17 protein-coding genes are annotated in these 16,021 nt (G+C 47.0%); 15 read left to right on the forward strand and 2 right to left on the reverse strand.

Annotation, left to right across the window (positions count from 1 at the left end):
- Positions 1 to 2: 2 nt before the first annotated feature.
- From ACFSDB_RS04570 to ACFSDB_RS04615, 10 genes are all read left to right on the forward strand, one after another.
- Positions 3 to 1,301, forward strand: coding sequence for a M20 family metallo-hydrolase (locus ACFSDB_RS04570; protein ID WP_204890768.1), 1,299 nt, complete (start codon positions 3 to 5; stop codon positions 1,299 to 1,301).
- A 153-nt stretch (positions 1,302 to 1,454) separates the two neighbouring features.
- Positions 1,455 to 1,751 (forward strand): RPC34 RNA polymerase subunit family protein, encoded by a 297-nt coding sequence (locus ACFSDB_RS04575; RefSeq protein ID WP_204890767.1) that lies wholly within the window; start codon positions 1,455 to 1,457, stop codon positions 1,749 to 1,751.
- Positions 1,752 to 2,063: 312 nt separating this feature from the next.
- Positions 2,064 to 2,735, forward strand: a complete 672-nt coding sequence (locus tag ACFSDB_RS04580) for a YveK family protein (protein WP_204890766.1) — start codon at positions 2,064 to 2,066, stop codon at positions 2,733 to 2,735.
- Between the two features lie 30 nt (positions 2,736 to 2,765).
- A complete protein-coding gene (locus tag ACFSDB_RS04585; protein WP_204890765.1) occupies positions 2,766 to 3,752 on the forward strand; it encodes a GNAT family N-acetyltransferase in 987 nt (328 codons plus the stop codon).
- Positions 3,753 to 3,795: 43 nt separating this feature from the next.
- A complete protein-coding gene (locus ACFSDB_RS04590; protein WP_204890764.1) occupies positions 3,796 to 4,266 on the forward strand; it encodes a hypothetical protein in 471 nt (156 codons plus the stop codon).
- A 39-nt stretch (positions 4,267 to 4,305) separates the two neighbouring features.
- Entirely contained in the window at positions 4,306 to 4,620 is a 315-nt protein-coding gene (locus ACFSDB_RS04595; RefSeq protein ID WP_204890763.1) for an MGMT family protein, read from the forward strand.
- Between the two features lie 115 nt (positions 4,621 to 4,735).
- Positions 4,736 to 5,470 (forward strand): gamma-glutamyl-gamma-aminobutyrate hydrolase family protein, encoded by a 735-nt coding sequence (locus ACFSDB_RS04600; protein ID WP_204890762.1) that lies wholly within the window; start codon positions 4,736 to 4,738, stop codon positions 5,468 to 5,470.
- A gap of 104 nt (positions 5,471 to 5,574) precedes the next feature.
- The gene (gene cax / locus ACFSDB_RS04605) at positions 5,575 to 6,630 is read left to right on the forward strand and encodes a calcium/proton exchanger (RefSeq protein WP_204890761.1); all 1,056 of its coding nucleotides are present in this window, start codon (positions 5,575 to 5,577) and stop codon (positions 6,628 to 6,630) included.
- A gap of 64 nt (positions 6,631 to 6,694) precedes the next feature.
- Positions 6,695 to 7,990 carry a glucose-6-phosphate isomerase gene (locus ACFSDB_RS04610; RefSeq protein ID WP_204890760.1) on the forward strand — a complete coding sequence of 432 codons (1,296 nt, stop codon included), beginning with the start codon at positions 6,695 to 6,697 and terminating at the stop codon, positions 7,988 to 7,990.
- A gap of 109 nt (positions 7,991 to 8,099) precedes the next feature.
- Positions 8,100 to 8,294 carry a hypothetical protein gene (locus tag ACFSDB_RS04615; protein WP_204890759.1) on the forward strand — a complete coding sequence of 65 codons (195 nt, stop codon included), beginning with the start codon at positions 8,100 to 8,102 and terminating at the stop codon, positions 8,292 to 8,294.
- Between the two features lie 116 nt (positions 8,295 to 8,410).
- Here the strand turns inward: ACFSDB_RS04615 and ACFSDB_RS04620 are convergent, their stop codons facing one another.
- Positions 8,411 to 9,700: a helix-turn-helix domain-containing protein gene (locus ACFSDB_RS04620; RefSeq protein ID WP_204890758.1), complete on the reverse strand. Its 1,290-nt coding sequence runs from the start codon at positions 9,698 to 9,700 to the stop codon at positions 8,411 to 8,413.
- A gap of 350 nt (positions 9,701 to 10,050) precedes the next feature.
- On the opposite strand from ACFSDB_RS04620, the gene nhaC reads away from it, so the two are divergent.
- The 4 genes from nhaC to ACFSDB_RS04640 all read left to right on the forward strand — a co-directional run bounded on the left by nhaC (position 10,051) and on the right by ACFSDB_RS04640 (position 14,514).
- Positions 10,051 to 11,478, forward strand: coding sequence for a Na+/H+ antiporter NhaC (nhaC, locus tag ACFSDB_RS04625; RefSeq protein ID WP_204890757.1), 1,428 nt, complete (start codon positions 10,051 to 10,053; stop codon positions 11,476 to 11,478).
- A 61-nt stretch (positions 11,479 to 11,539) separates the two neighbouring features.
- Entirely contained in the window at positions 11,540 to 12,130 is a 591-nt protein-coding gene (locus ACFSDB_RS04630; RefSeq protein WP_204890756.1) for a general stress protein, read from the forward strand.
- A 120-nt stretch (positions 12,131 to 12,250) separates the two neighbouring features.
- Positions 12,251 to 13,561: an NAD-dependent malic enzyme gene (locus tag ACFSDB_RS04635; RefSeq protein ID WP_204890755.1), complete on the forward strand. Its 1,311-nt coding sequence runs from the start codon at positions 12,251 to 12,253 to the stop codon at positions 13,559 to 13,561.
- A 143-nt stretch (positions 13,562 to 13,704) separates the two neighbouring features.
- On the forward strand, positions 13,705 to 14,514 hold the full coding sequence (locus tag ACFSDB_RS04640) for a general stress protein (protein ID WP_204890754.1): 810 nt from the start codon (positions 13,705 to 13,707) through the stop codon (positions 14,512 to 14,514).
- A 50-nt stretch (positions 14,515 to 14,564) separates the two neighbouring features.
- Here ACFSDB_RS04640 and ACFSDB_RS04645 read toward each other — a convergent pair whose 3' ends face one another.
- The gene (locus ACFSDB_RS04645; protein ID WP_204890753.1) at positions 14,565 to 14,849 is read right to left on the reverse strand and encodes a hypothetical protein; all 285 of its coding nucleotides are present in this window, start codon (positions 14,847 to 14,849) and stop codon (positions 14,565 to 14,567) included.
- Between the two features lie 108 nt (positions 14,850 to 14,957).
- Between ACFSDB_RS04645 and ACFSDB_RS04650 the strand changes: the two genes are divergently transcribed.
- Entirely contained in the window at positions 14,958 to 15,920 is a 963-nt protein-coding gene (locus ACFSDB_RS04650) for an NAD-dependent epimerase/dehydratase family protein (protein WP_204890752.1), read from the forward strand.
- Positions 15,921 to 16,021 lie beyond the last annotated feature (101 nt).

Raw genomic sequence — 16,021 nt, forward strand, 5'->3', positions numbered from 1 at the left:
GTATGGCAGTGAAAAATCCGGTATTCGAAGATTTAATGGCAAGTTATGATGAAGGACTGTCGCATTCAGGCATCAGCGGGGAAAGGCTGGCGAAGCGGCTGCATGAACTCTCCGAAATCGGTTTTACCGAGGTAGGGGGCGTGAAGCGGCCCGGCTTATCGGATGAAGAAAAAAAAGCGAAAGAGCTCGTGAAGTCCTGGATGGCAGAAGCTGGGCTGGACGTGAAAGAAGATGGGGCAGGAAATGTCTTTGGCAGGCTGCCCGGACGGGATAATGGAAGAAAAGCGGTGGCTTCCGGTTCCCATGTGGACAGTGTGCCGAATGGCGGGAATTTTGACGGTCCCCTTGGCGTCCTGTCTGCTTTGGAAATAGTGGAAGCCTGGAAAGAGACAGGCTATATTCCTGAGAAGCCCTACGAAATGATCATATTCACCGATGAAGAAGGGTCCCGGTTCAACAGCGGCTTGACTGGAAGTAGAGCGATGGCGGGGGAAATTACAGAAGCAGAAATGGACCAGCTCCGTGATTACAATGGAGAGACGCTTGAAGAAGTGCTTGGGCATTATGGCAGTTCGATATCGGCATTCAAGGAAGCGAAGCGCGATGTATCTGAGCTTGAAATGTTCGTCGAAGTCCATATCGAGCAAGGGAAGAAGCTTGAACAGGCGGACCAGCCGGTCGGGATTGTAAGCGGAATTGCCGGTCCTGCCTGGCTGGAAGTTGAATTCAAAGGCGAAGCAGGGCATGCCGGCAATACACCGATGGCTGGGCGCAGAGACCCTCTTGTGGCTGCTGCAGAGCTGATCAGCAAGCTCCCTGAGTTTCCAGGGGAAGTAAGTGAAACAGCGGTTGCAACCATTGGGAAGCTTGAAGTGCTGCCGAACGGCATAAACGTTATACCGGAGAAAGTGGTGCTGCACGCAGATATCCGGGATATTCAGGAAGAGCCTCGGGACCGGCTCCTGGAGACGGTACAGAAAGAAGCGGCCGAAATTGCCGAAAGACGCGAAATTCAATTGAACATCAAGCAGAATACAAAAATCCAGCCAGTGCCGATCAAGGAAGAACTGAAAGAGCAGCTGGCGGAATCCCTCCGTAAATTCGGCATCGAGCCGGTATACATTCCAAGCGGAGCCGGCCATGACGCAATGATTCTCGGACGGCATATCCCAGTGGCGATGCTTTTTGTCAGAAGCAAAGACGGCATCAGCCATAATCCAAAAGAATGGTCCTCTCTTAATGATTGCGTCATGGGAGTACATGTATTGAAAGATTTCCTTGAAAAAATGATGAAATCCTAGCTCTAAACCCTTTGCCCATTGGGCAAAGGGTTTTATTGTGTAAAAAAATAACAAAAAAGTCGTGATAAAAACAAAAAAACTGAATAAAAAGTTAAATTAAGGGTATATATGTAAATATAAGATGCTCTAAGTAAAAATTTGGGAGGCGAGAATATGATGTCAGCCAGAAACAGCATTTATGAATCTCGGCCATTCACCGAACAGAGGGTTTTGAAGGAGTGCCGAAATTGTTTTGCTGCTGAGCCAGACCGGATTGCGGAAACGGGTGAAAGGTTCATGGACTATTTTATGAAAAATGCCACGCAGGAGGGTGTACTTTTTAAAACCATCAAGGAAATTACATTGGACCTGAATATTCCGCATCAAACTTTGTCGCGAGTCTTAAAAACGTTGGAAAACCATAAAGTCATCTACCGGAGAAATGGAATTATCGGTCTTTGGAAAGACTGATCAGAACGCTGCTTCCTAATTGGAGTAGCGTTTTTTTTTGCGCTTAAACGTGTATTAAGAGGATTTCACTAAGGTTAAAAATCCTTTTCTTTTTTATCCTTGATTAAGCAAAAAGACCTAACTAAGTAAAAATAAAAAATTTAAATGTTATACTACTAGACTATTTACTTAAAAAGCGTTAATTTTATTTTATTTTTTTACGATTTAAAGTAGATTGAACTAGGAAAGTGTGATATAAAGGAACTATAATTATCTGAATTTTAAGAAATGATTTATTCGTTATGTCTTTCTGCTTAAAAGGAGGAAAATTTGATGGGCAAAAAAATACTGATTTTGAATATCATTAAAGATCTTAGAAAAAGGCTTAAACTCATCCTGTTTACCGCCTTGGTGTCGATAGGAGCGGTTTGGATCTTCATCAGTTTTGTTGTGACCCCTGAATATCAGGCAACCAGCCAGGTTCTGATCGGGGAAGCGCCGGAAGTTTTGCAGGACGGAACAGCTCTTCCAGCCCTCGATGGCCCTGCCATCGACCAAATTTCAAGCGCTATTGTCAGAAGTCCAGAGGTCTTGAGGCGCGTAATTATGGAAATGGGTTTAGAGGACAAGACTTCCATCCGGATTCTACATGACCAAATTGCCTTTTCAAAAACAGGAGATTCGCAGATTTACAATATCACTGTAACGGGTGATAACAGAAAAGAAGCAGCAGCGATTGCAGATGCAGTTGCTTCGATCTTCATTGAAGAAGCGCCAAAAATGATGATCACCAATGAACTGACGCTGATATCTAGCGCACCTGAACTTGCTTCTGCTTCACCGATCGAAGAGAACCTGATTTTCAGTTTGGGAGTTGCTGGTGCGTTCGGGCTAATTGTCGGCACCTTGCTTGCTTTCATTGTCGAAATGCTTAATTCGATTTCAAAGACGGAATCCCAAAAAAGAAAAGGGACGAAAGAAAAACTGCAAACAGTATTCAAATGATGTCCAGCGAAAGAAATAGGGGGGAGCAGGATGTATGAGGTGATTTCCCTGCAAGATAAAAAGCGGTGGCAAGACGTAATTGAAACAATGCAAATCACCGATGTGTACTATTCGAGAGAGTACTTTTTAAGCGCATTGAAATTGGATCCAGGCGAAGCCTTGCTTTTCTATTATTCCGATAGAGATGGGGAAGTGGCTTACCCTTTTATCAAACGCCCGATCGAAGGAAATCCAGAAGGCTATTTTGATGTATCGACACCATTCGGCTATGGGGGGCCGGTCATTAAAAGCCGTCAGAATCCTGATGCATTGGTTGATGCATTCCGGAATGCCTTCTCTTCCTTTTGCCGGGAGCAACAGATTATTGCTGAGTTCATCCGATTCCACCCCTTGCAGGGCAATGCCCTTCCTTTCAAAGGCCATTTAAAATTGACGCCCATGTACAAAACTTTCACCAAAGAATTGCATTTGGATGATCTTTTAAAGGAAAGTCTCGGGAAGCCGGAAGTCGTCATCAGGAAACTTGGAACTGTCCGGCATATGTTTGAATTCTTGGCGCTTTATTATTCTGAAGTGAGGCGCCGGGACGATGCGGACAGCTATTATTTCTTCACGGATGATTATTTCGAAGCACTGATCAGCGCCTTGGGGCCGCATTTGCATCTTTTCGGCGCATATCAGGAGAACGAGCTCCTAACTGCCTGCTACGTCCTGGGGACGGATAAAATTCTTTACTTGCATCTCGAAGGCAGCCTGCCAGGCGAAAGGACCGCTGAAGCGAGACTGGAACTTTTCCTGAAAATTGCGGAATGGGCAGAGGAAAACCGTTTTGGGCTTTTCCATTTAGGCAGCGATTACAAAGGCGATATTCAAGCAATGGAAAGTATAAAGGAAAAAATCGCGAATCTTGATCCGGATATTTATTATATCGGCGAAAAAATACATGATGCTAAGACCTATGGAGAATTGATCAGAATCGAAGAAGTCGACACGGCCAAAAGATACCGAAACGTTTAAAGTTCCATAAATAATCTTTGCCAAAAGCCAGGGAGGTTTTTTTATGAGATACTTACAATACAAGGGGCTAATTGAAAGGGAATACAAAAAATCATTAAAGAAGATCATGTACGAAATTTGTGTGGAGAAGGGGCTGAATGCTTCTGACGGCGCAAAAAGCCTGGGCATCGCCAAAGAGATTTTTGTTTATTGGCGCCATCATTACCGTTTTGAGAGAAGACAATTGTTGTTCGATCAGACGGTAAAGGAACTTGACGGATTAAAGGATCTTTATGCAGAAGATATGAAGACGATCAAGTTGGACAAACCGCTGCAATTCGAAGACGAAGAGTCAATCCGTGGCCTTGAAGAAGTGATTGTCCACATGATTGATTATTATAAGTACCTCCATTACAACAGTGACGGATTGTCCCTTGAGACAGCCAAGCTGCCTTTATTCCAGTTCAGCCATAATGTAGTTGAACGCTACAAAGAAGGTGCATTGGGAGCTGAAGTGAACGGGCATACGAAATAATTGATGCATAACCGATGAAAAGGTAGGATTGAAAAGACAATGCAGCCATTTACAGAGAAAGCAATCAGTATTATCAAGGGCATCCCGCCAGGAATGGTGATGACCTATGGACAGGTGGCAGCCTATGCGGGGAGCCCTCGCGGTGGCCGGCAAGTTGCCCGGCTGCTCCACAGCATGAGCGGCAAATATGATTTGCCCTGGCACCGGGTAGTGAATGCCCAGGGGCAGATCATGATCCAAGATCCGGAGGCCCGTTTTGCCCAGCAGACGTTCCTGCAGCAAGAAGGAGTGGAAGTGTCGGTGAACGGCAAAATTGATCTAAGCCGGTTCAACTTCCATCCGGAAAGTGAATAACGTGAAATATCCAGGCTATTGCCTGGTATTTTATTTGGCGTGAATAGCTTGCAGGTTTAGCAATTCAGGAGAGGGGTAAACAAAGCCGGAATGTTTTTTAGGGAGAGGGTATAATATGAAAAATAAAAAAAAGCCGGTTATCGGCATTACTGCTAGAGTCGAGAAAGACCAAATGTATACATTGGATCCTGTCTACGGGCGGGCCATCCTGCAGTCAGGCGGCTTGCCGCTGATTGTTCCGATTGTAGACGAAGAAGATATTCCTGCTCTTTGTGAACGGCTGGACGGTTTGATCGTCACAGGTGGTGGCGACATCAATCCGACATTGTACGGGGAAGAGCCGCATTTGAAGCTCGGGGCTGTTTACCCGGGAAGCGATCAGTACGAAAAAGAGTTGATTCTAGCTTTCCTGGAACTGGATAAGCCGTTTATCGGCATGTGCCGGGGGCTTCAGATGCTCAACATTTCTTTGGGCGGCACGAATTATCAGGACCTTGAATCCCAATACGAGGGTACGCTTTACCAACACAAACAGATGGCGCTTCGGACGCACCGCACTCATTCGGTGGAGCTCGAAGAAGGCAGCCAATTGCTGGATATCATGAAAGAAAAGAGCTTCCACGTGAACTCTTTCCACCACCAGGGTGTAAAAGATGTATCGAGCAAATTGAAAGTGGCAGCCCGCGCGGCTGATGGATTGGTTGAAGCACTTGAAAGCGATGACCATCAATTTGTCATGGGAATCCAATGGCATCCGGAAGAATTCGCTGCACAAGGCGATGAAGCTTCAATCCGGTTGTTTGATGAATTTGTAAAACAATGTGCGATTGATAAATCACAGAACCAGTAACGGACAGGCCCTTCTAAGAAGGGCCTGTTTTTTCGTTTTAAATGGCGTTAGCGTTTCGGATAGGAAGGGTATGTGAATGCTAAAAGGGTTAAAGGGGTGAGGGTATGAATCGTATTTTCGGTTTAATCGTCCTGATCGGCGTTCCATTGACTGTGATGGGCTCGATCTTTCATTGGCCCAGCATGGCGATGTTCATCATCTGTTCCATCAGCGTCATTGCTTTATCGAGCTTTATGGGGCGCGCAACCGAAAGTCTGGCCATCGTCAGCGGCCCGCGTATCGGCGGTTTGCTGAATGCAACTTTCGGAAATGCCGTGGAACTGATCATATCTGTCTTCGCTTTACAGGCAGGGTTGATTGGCGTCGTCCTCGCTTCATTGACGGGCTCGGTTCTGGGGAACCTGCTGCTCGTCGGCGGCCTGTCTTTCTTTTTAGGCGGCATCAAATTCAAACGCCAGAAATTCAATGTCCATGATGCCACGCACAACTCCGGGCTTTTGATTTTCGCTGTCATTGTCGCTTTTATCATCCCGGAAGTCTTTGCAATGACAATGAATGAAAGGGAGACCATCCAACTGAGTGTCAGCATCTCGATTATCATGATTTCATTATACTTGGCTGGGCTGTTTTTTAAGTTGGTTACCCACCGCGGGGTCTATGCCCATGCAGAACCGGAAGTGGAGCATTCCCACGAGGAACCGGAATGGTCGAAGCCGAAAGCCATTCTGATTTTGCTTATTGCGACATTGATCGTGGCTTATGTATCAGAAAACCTTGTCCATACTTTCGAAGACGTAGGGGAGCAGCTCGGCTGGTCAGAATTGTTTATCGGGGTTATTATCGTGGCAATCGTCGGGAATGCAGCCGAGCATGCTTCGGCTTTGATCATGGCGATGAAAAATAAGATGGATGTTGCTGTCGAAATAGCAATTGGCTCCACTTTGCAAATCGCAATGTTTGTCGCGCCTGTATTGGTGCTGGTGTCATTGTTTATGCCTGTTCAGATGCCGTTGGTTTTCACGTTATCTGAATTGGTGGCAATGGTGACAGCCGTGTTTCTGGCCATCAATATTATCAATGACGGTGAATCCAACTGGTTTGAAGGGCTCACCCTATTGGCTGCCTATTTGATCATGGGCGTCGGTTTCTATTTGTTGTAAACCCGTCTCTATGCAATCAAAAAATGGTAAAATGAAACTATCTTAAAAAGTGGGGGTTGTTCATGTGGCGCTGACGTTAAACAGGAAATACATTGAAGGATTTGTAGGGCAGGTAGAGCTGGATGCGCTGGCTGATTTTGTATCAGCTGCGCATAAGAAAATCCATAATAAAACAGGAGCGGGCGCAGAGTTCCTCGGCTGGCTTGATTGGCCTTCAGGAATGGACGCATCTGAACTTGCCAGACTGGAAGAAACGGCACTGAAACTGCGGGAAACAGCCGACGTCCTGGTAGTAATCGGCATTGGCGGTTCGTATTTGGGGACGAAAGCGGTCCAGGATCTGCTGCAGCCTGCATTCAATCTAGGCGGAGTGGAAGTGGTTTTTGCAGGACAGAACATCAGCGGCCGATACCTTGATGATCTGCTTATGTACCTGGAAGGCAAAGAAGTGGCGTTGAATGTCATTTCAAAGTCCGGGACAACTACGGAGCCGGCAATTGCGTTCCGTATCTTGCGCAATTGGATGATGGAGAAATATGGAGAAGAAGCAACGGAGCGCATCGTCGTCAGTACTGACGAAGCAGCCGGGGCGCTCCGCAAAACTGCGGACGAGGCCGGGTACACCTCATTTGTCATCCCGGATGATATCGGAGGCCGGTATTCCGTCCTGACGCCTGTCGGACTTCTGCCGCTCGCTGTGGCAGGCATTGATGTACGTGCGCTTCTTAAAGGGGCGGAAGAAGCTGAGAAGGCGTTGTCCGCTTCGTCTCTTGAAGATAACGCTGCATACCTTTATGCAGCATACCGGCAAATCCTCAACATGCGCGGCTATTCGGTTGAAGTGTTTGCGAGCTTTGAGCCGGCTATGGCCGGAATCAACGAATGGTGGAAGCAGCTGTTTGGGGAAAGCGAAGGGAAACAGGGCAAAGGGGTCTTCCCGGCGTCTGTTATCTACTCGACTGATCTGCATTCCATGGGGCAGTATTTGCAGGACGGCCGGCGGATGCTTTTTGAAACGATGGTCAGTTTTGTGGAGGACCAGGCAAAAATGGAAATTCCATTTGATGATGAAAATGGCGACGGACTGAATTACCTCGTGGATAAATCACTCCATGAAGTCAATCAGCAGGCGATGGAAGCCACAGCCATGGCCCATGTGGAAGGCGGCGTGCCGATCCTGGCGCTCGAAGTGCCGAAGATTGATGAGTACCACACCGGCTATCTTCTGTATTTCTTCATGAAAGCCTGTGCCATGAGCGCTTACCTATCCGGAGTCAATCCGTTCGACCAGCCGGGCGTCGAGCAATACAAGCAAAATATGTTTGAATTGCTGGGGAAACCCGGTTATGAAAAGAAATGATAATGCAAAAGAACGGCCAGCTCATTTGAGCGGGCCGTTCTTTTTTTTGAATGATTAAGCTTTTACTGACCAAGGCTCAGGGACGCGGAAAGTAGCAACCTCTCCACGAATGGACCAAGGCTCAGGGACGCGGAAAGTAGCAACCTCTCCACGGATGGACCAAGGTTCAGGGACGCGGAAAGTAGCAACCTCTCCACGGATGGACCAAGGTTCAGGGACGCGGAAAGTAGCAACTTCTCCACGGATGGACCAAGGTTCAGGGACGCGGAAAGTAGAGACGTCGACTGAAGATGAAGGTTCATAAGGATCTAAACTGGTTGTTCCGACCTTATCGTCTTGAAAAGCAGCTAATGGTAGAACTGACAATACTAAAAGCGCCGTAATGAGTATACTGTTTCTCTTCTTCATCACTTCATCTCCTCATTTAATTCTTATAAGATTTCTAAAGGCTTTTTGAGCATCCTTATAAGACATTGCTGCCTTCTCAATCGCCCCCTCATTGTAGTATACATTACCCAGATGATTATAAAAATATCCCATTTCATAAAAATTTTCATTATTTTTAAAACTTGGTATTAGATAATTTAGAGTTAGATTTTTAAACTCTTCATAGTTTTTGTGAATAAAGTGGTATAAGCACATAAATTGAATATATGCTTCTTTAAATATCGCATTTGTGGGAGAGTCTAGACTTAATTTTTTTGATTGAACCAATTCAAAACCTTTTTTGGTCCAGTATATGGACTTGTCCATATTATTTAATTCATATTCAGCCATTATTAAAGCACAATAGCTTAAAAGGATATCTGCAGTATATTCTGAGGGAACAAAGTTAAGGCTTGTTTCAATATGTGAGATAGATAATTCGAATTCTTGATTCAATAAATAAACATATCCAAGGTTATATTCAGTTGTAAATCTTAAAATATCAATTTCTAATTTTCTTCCTATTGTTAAAGCGTTTTGGAAATGATCAATAGCAGTTCTGAAATTTCCAAAACGGTTCTGAGTCATTGCCATATTAATATGGCATTCGACAATTCTTTTTGGCACAAATTCTTGTTGATATATCTTTAATGCCATATCTGTATATTTATAAGCCATTTCAGTTTCATGCAGATGTGAAGAAGTAATGCCGATTGAATAATACAAATCCCCTTTTTCAGTTGCTGGGACAGTAGTTGGTGCAATCTTTTCAGCCATCAAATATGTTTTCAGCGCTTTATCGAAATCATTCAGGATGTAATGATAATTGCCGTTGTATTTATGGAATAAGTAAAATTGCTCCTGATCCATGAATTCCTTGAAGCGTTCCATATCTTTAAGCTTTTCTTCCGCACTGTCCAAATCGCCGGTTACGATGAAATAGCGGATTTGCTGGATGCGGTATTCGAGTTCGATGTCTTCATCAACACTAAGAAGCGGATGATCTTGGATATCGGAATACTGTTCCATGATTTTCCCTTTGTTCTGGGGATGGAGCAGCGCAGTCTTGAAATTTTTGACCAGGACTTTGCCTATCGGATTGTCCTTTGGCGCAAGAGGGATTTCAAGCTTCTTGCAAAGGGCCTCCAGTTCTTTAAGTGCCGGTTCCTTCATGCCTGACTCGATTTTCTTTAATTCCCTTGGAGAGAGAATGCCAGACGCTGCATCTTCCAAACTGATTTTCTTTTTTAGCCGGTGGTATTTGAGGCGTAAGCCAGTGTCCATTGATTCTCTCCTTTCCATATGCATGGGCAGAACTTCGAGCATCCACGTAGGAGAGTTCCTTTCCAATTTAGTCGACGGTTCTGAAGAATGAAAAGTTGGTAAATTATTGAGTACTATAATATCCGCCTCCATAAACATAATGAACTCCATAATGCATTGTATACATATGATAGCATCAATTTTCGAAATTAACTGCCTTTTTAAGACCTATTTTAATTTCTGAAATAAAAGGTAAATTATACCTACAAGGGAAATTATTATAATGTAATTAAGATTATTAAAAGAAGGAATTAAGATTTTTTTGCGGAATATACTCCTTTATCAAATCCGCAAAGAAATGAGGGGAAAAGATGGAAAGAAAAATCACATTCGGCTGGGCAATCGTACCGCTGCTGGTCATGATCGGCGTCATGCTCGTCACCATTGTTTACTTAAAGCAAGGGCCGCATATCCCGCTGCTGGTCGGTACGGTGGCTGCCGGGCTTGTGGCGTGGCGTTTCGGCTTTAAATGGAAGGAAATCGAAGAAGGCATGTATAAAGGAATCCGGCTCGCTTTGCCAGCTGTCATCATTATCATATTAATCGGCCTGATCATCGGATCCTGGATTGGCGGCGGAATTGTCGCCACACTTATTTTATACGGGTTGGAAATCTTGACTCCAGCATTTTTCCTTGTTTCGATTGCCATAATTTGTGCAATCGTCTCGCTGGCAATCGGGAGTTCTTGGTCCACGATGGGAACGGTCGGCGTTGCCGGAATGGGGATCGGACTGAGCATGGGGATACCTGCGCCGATGGTGGCAGGGGCGATCATTTCTGGATCTTATTTCGGAGATAAAATGTCGCCGCTGTCAGATACGACCAATCTTGCGGCCGGCCTGACGAATACAGACCTTTTCGTCCATATCAAGCATATGTGGTATACAACAATCCCTGGTTTTGTCATTGCACTCGCTGTCTATTGGTACCTGGGCCGCAATTTTTCCGCGGACGGGACGAACACTTCAGATATCGCCCAAACCGCCAGCGTCTTGCGGGAAAGTTTTGTCATCTCGCCGCTTCTGTTATTGATTCCGCTGATTGTTTTCGTGATGGTGGCCCGCAGAGTCCCGGCCATTCCGGCATTGATCGTTGGGGTGCTTCTTGGTTTCCTGGCCCAAATCTTCATCCAGGGTTCCAGCGTCACAGATGCGGTCGGGGCGCTTCAAGGGGGCTTTGTCATCGACAGCGGCAACGAACTGGTGGACGAATTGTTCAACCGCGGCGGCTTGGATTCAATGATGTACACTGTCTCGATGATTCTGGTGGCCATGTCGTTTGGCGGCATCCTGGAGCATACGGGCATGCTGCAGGCCATGATGGACAAAATCTTGAAGATTGCAAAGACCGGCGGGGGAGTGGTGGCAGCGACGGTCATGTCGGCAACCGCAACGAATGCGGCGTGCGCCGAGCAATACGTATCGATTGTTGTGCCTTCTCGCATGTTCGCGCAATCCTATAAAAACAAGCACCTGAAATCGAAAAACCTTTCCCGGGCGTTGGAAGACGGCGGAACGCTGACATCGGTGTTTTTTGCCTGGAACACATGCGGCGTCTTTATTTTCGGGACGTTGGGCGTCAGTGCATTTGAGTATGCCGCTTTTGCAGTATTCAATTATGCCGTGCCGATCATTTCCATCATTTTTGCCTACACGGGCTTCACAATCGAGAAAATGTCGGACGAAGAGATTGCTGAACTGAAAATGGAAAAAGAGGAAGAACCAGCTCCTCAAGTTTAGGGTTTCCCCCGTTAAGGGTAAAGAGAGGAAAACAACTTATTTCTTAATGGAGGTTTTCTAAATGAGCTCGACTATCCACGTGTTAGCAGTACTTTACTCTGAACAGGATTTACTAAATAAAATCGAGGACTTGAAACAGCGCGGCTATAGCGAAGAGGACCTGCATCTCATGGCAGAGAAGGATGACCACTTCGAGCGGGTGGAGCAGCGCACCCATCTGGAAGTGGAAGAAGCCGGCAGCATTTCCCAGAAGTTCAAAGGCATCTTCGGCAAGGGCGGCGTCAAAGCGCTGGACCTTTCGGATGAAGATAAAAAGCGTTACGCAGAAGATCTGGAAAAAGGCGGGGTCCTGATTTATGTAGACCAGAGCCGTGAGAATATCAGTGAAGTGATGCAGCGCACGCATTTAAAAGACCGGGAAGGAAATCCGATCGACCCGGAAGCGAGCGATTTCGTAAAAGGCGTCGACAACAGGTTCGATGAGCAAGAAGACCGCTTCGAACGGGGCGAAAGTTTCCAGAACGACCCGATCTTGATGCACGACGAGCATCATGTTTCTTTCACGACCCAAAAGAAACCGGAAGTGGAGAAAGCGAAAGGCGCCATGACAGAATCCGAACGCCATTCGAAAAGCGACCGCAAATACAAATGATCCCAAGCCTTCACCCCTAATCGGGTGAAGGTTTTTTAGCGCTTAAAGGACGGAATGCCTTTGTTTTGGAGAGTCAATCGTAGTAATATAGAAAGATACTTTTTAAGGAGGCGGTCAAAAATGGCGGAAAGACAAATAATGCGTACCCTAATTGTCGAAACTCCGGCAGGGCCCGGCAATTTTGCGAAAGTGGCAACTGCCATCGGCAATGCGATGGGAGACATCGGGGATATCAAAACGATTAAAATAACGACTTTATCAACGGTACGGGATATTTCAGTATATTGTGGAAGCGAACAGATCCTGGAAGATGTGGTTGAAGCCGTCCGTTCGATCGGAGAAGGGATCCTTGTCCATGCCGTGAGCGATGAAGTGCTAAAAGCCCATGAAGGCGGAAAAATACATATGCAAAGCAAGATCGATGTCCGGTCGCTGGCTGATCTCCGGAAAGTCTATACGCCCGGAGTTGCGGAAGTGTGTACTGCTATCGAAAAAGATCCGGAGAAAGCCCGCTATTTTACAAGCATCGGCAATACCGTTGCCATCGTGACCGACGGAACCGCGATCCTGGGGCTTGGCAATATCGGACCGGTTGCCGGGATGCCGGTCATGGAAGGCAAAGCTGTGCTCTTCGACCAGTTTGTCGGCATCAGCGGCGTCCCGATTCTGCTCGATACCAGTGATGTCGATGAAGTCGTCAATACTGTGAAGCATATCCACCAGGGCTATGGCGCCATATTGCTGGAGGACATCGGATCGCCGCATTGCTTTGAAATCGAAGAGCGATTGAAAGCGGAACTGCCGATACCGGTCATGCATGACGACCAGCACGGGACGGCTGTCGTTACGTTGGCGGCTGTCCTATCAGCATGCTGGGCAGCTGGCGTCGAACCCGAAAACGCGGTTATTGGCCAGGTGGGCCTTGGGGCAGCTGGACTCGCAATTTGCAGGATGCTGATGGCTTATGGAGCGGGCGAAGTCTACGGGCTCGACCGCAACGAAGAAGCGAAAGAACGCCTCCGTTCGTATGATGGAAAAACTTTGGACACCCTTGAGGAACTGATGCAAACTTGCGATATCGTCATCGCTACAACTGGCGTACCGGGGCTGATTAAGCCTGAAATGGTCCGCCAAGGGCAGATCATCCTGGCGCTGTCGAATCCTCATCCTGAAATCAAACCGGAGGATGCACTTGAAGCAGGTGCGGCTTATGCTGCGGATGGCCGAATGATCAATAACGTCCTTGGCTTCCCTGGGATTTTCCGGGGTGCATTGGACGCTGGCGCTAAAACGATTACTTATCCCATGCTCATCGCAGCAGCTGAAGCGATCGTCTACCATACGAAGCCTGGCGACCTTGTGCCGCATGCGCTCGACCCGCAAGTGCATATGGTTGTAGCGAAAGCGGTAGAAAACGCGGCCAGCAAGTAAAGCAGGAAAAACCAATCCGCCAGGAGAACGAGTCCTCGTCCGACGAAGCCTATCAACTGCTTTTGATTGGCGGATGTTTCAGCTGTCCAGACTAAAGGGTAGTTAGATATTAATAACATATCCATCTCAGGAGGCTGAAATCAATGGAATCAAGAAACCGGGAATTCACAATGGCTTATAGCCAGGAAGAAATGCATAGACGCGTAGAAGAATTGAAGAACATGGGGTATCGGGAAAACGATATTCATGTGCTGGTCCATGACGATGCCGTTCTTGGCGCCACTACCGACCTTAACGGAATCCACACGCATGAAACCGGGTCCACAGGCAGCAAGTTCAAATCATTCTTCACCGGAAGGGATACTGTCTGGGAAGAACTAAAAAGACTCGATTTGGAAGAACGCCAGATTGATACGTATCAGGATGATTTGGAAAACGGAGCGATCCTATTGTATACGGAGGGGGCAGCGCCTTCCGGAAGCCGGAACTATACAGATTCTACAACCAGCCACGCTTCAAATCCGGCAAACTTGGGTTCTGAAGAAATCTACACTTCAGAGACGACGCGGGATGAGCAATATGGCCAGTCGGCTTATGGCAACAATCCGCAGGACTCGCGAATAAAAGGGGAAAACATCCATCCGACGACCGGAGGCCGGACGATGGATGAAACAGCTCCGGAAGAGAAGTTGATGGAGCACGAACCGGGGTTAGGCGAAAACGCCGGCAGCGACCTGATTGATGGAGACGACGGTGTTCGCCGCAGACAGGACGACCAATCACCGGGCATCGATCCGAATCTCGGACCGGCTCCATTCGGCCGTGATTCAGAAGAAGAACATCTGTTGAACGATCATGACCAGGACAACTCACGCCATCGTTCTGACAGAGGCCCTTATGATGAAGACAGAGACAAACGCCCGGGCACACCGCCAACGCCGAAACTGTTTTAATCTTTTGCCCAAAACAAAAATCCAGCCCAAGGGCTGGATTTTTTTGTAAGTTATCCTCTGAGAGAAAGGAGTGTAGTATGGGCAATATCCGATACGCTGCTGCATAAATCTTCTTCGGCAAGGCGCTTCAAGGTCATGAGCGGCGTATTGGGATTGGCAGCGACTCCTTTTCGCACATTCGCATGCTGGTCCATGGAAAGATCGATCAGCAGTCCTTCGCAGCTAATCGCTTTCGCCAACTCTGCGCGTTGCTCGCTTTCCATTTTAAGAACAGCGGCTTCATCCCAGGGCGTCCATTCAGTCAAATCGGCATAAAACTGGAAGTTGCCAGTCATATTTGTTTGCACCCCTAAATAGAATATAATGATTGTAAGCTTAGGGACAGTATAGCTCATTGTCGGAAAAATGCAATAAATTTGCTTTATATGAAAAGGGGTTAGGAAATGGACTTGCTCATTATAGGCGGAACTTCATTTGTCGGACGTCATATCGTGCAAAAAGCAATTGAAAAAGGGCATAATGTCACATTGTTCAATCGTGGAAAAAGCAATCCCGGCCTGTTTCCAGAGCTGCCGCGCATTACAGGAGACCGGCGAAAGGACGCGCAGAAATTAGCAGGACGAATGTGGGATGCAGCTATCGACACCAATGCCTATTCGCCGGCCGATCTGCTGCCGGTAATGGAGCATCTGCAAACCGGCCATTTCACCTTTATTTCCACTATTTCAGTCTACGACGATTTCAAGCAAGGGCCGGCCAGCGAAAGTTCCTCTGTCTTCCAGCAGGAAATCAAAGGCGATAAAGTAACGGGTGAAACCTACGGGCCGTTAAAAGCGATGTGTGAGCGGCTTGTTAAAGAACGCATGGGCGAGGAAGCACTCATTATCCGGCCGGGCATTGTTGTGGGGCCTTATGATCCAACGGACCGCTTCACTTATTGGGCAAAGAAATTGGCAGAGCCGGGCGACATTCTGGTGCCGGGAAGCAAGGAAAGGAAAGTCCAGTGGATTGATGCACGGGACATGGCAGAATTCATTGTCAGCCAGGCCGAAAGAAAAGCAGGTGGCACCTTCAACCTGGCTGCAGATCCAATCAAAATGGATAAATTTGTCGAATCGGTCAGCAACGAAGAGTGTGGAAAGCTCCATTGGGTGGATGATGCCTTTCTTGAAAAGCAGCACATCGAGCCGTTTAATATCCCGCTCTGGATTCCGGTTTCAGAAGACTATCCTCAAGGATTCTTCACTGTAGACAATGCAAAAGCGAAGTCGGCGGGACTCACTGCCAGGAGCGCAAAGGAATCAGCGGAAGCTGTGAGGGAGTGGCTGGCTGCAGAAGGGATGAAAACACTGAAAACCGGCCTGGATGAATCTCTTGAAAAAGAACTGATCCGCCAATACAAATAAAAGCTCAGCCGCTTCATACGCGGCTGAGCTTTTCAGGCTGTCTAGGAACCTTCTATAGATTAATAATTAAAGTAATATCCTCTATACGCCGCTTCGGCCGC

The sequence above is a fragment of the Planococcus chinensis genome (assembly GCF_042681545.1).
GTDB lineage: Bacteria > Bacillota > Bacilli > Bacillales_A > Planococcaceae > Planococcus > Planococcus chinensis.

Bases quoted from the DNA above. Each gene is read 5' to 3' on its own strand.
- ACFSDB_RS04570 (WP_204890768.1), top strand. From the start codon at position 3: ATGGCAGTGAAAAATCCGGTATTCGAAGATTTAATGGCAAGTTATGAT.
- ACFSDB_RS04575 (WP_204890767.1), top strand. From the start codon at position 1,455: ATGATGTCAGCCAGAAACAGCATTTATGAATCTCGGCCATTCACCGAA.
- ACFSDB_RS04580 (WP_204890766.1), top strand. From the start codon at position 2,064: ATGGGCAAAAAAATACTGATTTTGAATATCATTAAAGATCTTAGAAAA.
- ACFSDB_RS04585 (WP_204890765.1), top strand. From the start codon at position 2,766: ATGTATGAGGTGATTTCCCTGCAAGATAAAAAGCGGTGGCAAGACGTA.
- ACFSDB_RS04590 (WP_204890764.1), top strand. From the start codon at position 3,796: ATGAGATACTTACAATACAAGGGGCTAATTGAAAGGGAATACAAAAAA.
- ACFSDB_RS04595 (WP_204890763.1), top strand. From the start codon at position 4,306: ATGCAGCCATTTACAGAGAAAGCAATCAGTATTATCAAGGGCATCCCG.
- ACFSDB_RS04600 (WP_204890762.1), top strand. From the start codon at position 4,736: ATGAAAAATAAAAAAAAGCCGGTTATCGGCATTACTGCTAGAGTCGAG.
- cax (WP_204890761.1), top strand. From the start codon at position 5,575: ATGAATCGTATTTTCGGTTTAATCGTCCTGATCGGCGTTCCATTGACT.
- ACFSDB_RS04615 (WP_204890759.1), top strand. From the start codon at position 8,100: ATGGACCAAGGCTCAGGGACGCGGAAAGTAGCAACCTCTCCACGGATG.
- ACFSDB_RS04620 (WP_204890758.1), bottom strand. From the start codon at position 9,700: ATGGACACTGGCTTACGCCTCAAATACCACCGGCTAAAAAAGAAAATC.
- nhaC (WP_204890757.1), top strand. From the start codon at position 10,051: ATGGAAAGAAAAATCACATTCGGCTGGGCAATCGTACCGCTGCTGGTC.
- ACFSDB_RS04630 (WP_204890756.1), top strand. From the start codon at position 11,540: ATGAGCTCGACTATCCACGTGTTAGCAGTACTTTACTCTGAACAGGAT.
- ACFSDB_RS04635 (WP_204890755.1), top strand. From the start codon at position 12,251: ATGGCGGAAAGACAAATAATGCGTACCCTAATTGTCGAAACTCCGGCA.
- ACFSDB_RS04640 (WP_204890754.1), top strand. From the start codon at position 13,705: ATGGAATCAAGAAACCGGGAATTCACAATGGCTTATAGCCAGGAAGAA.
- ACFSDB_RS04645 (WP_204890753.1), bottom strand. From the start codon at position 14,849: ATGACTGGCAACTTCCAGTTTTATGCCGATTTGACTGAATGGACGCCC.
- ACFSDB_RS04650 (WP_204890752.1), top strand. From the start codon at position 14,958: ATGGACTTGCTCATTATAGGCGGAACTTCATTTGTCGGACGTCATATC.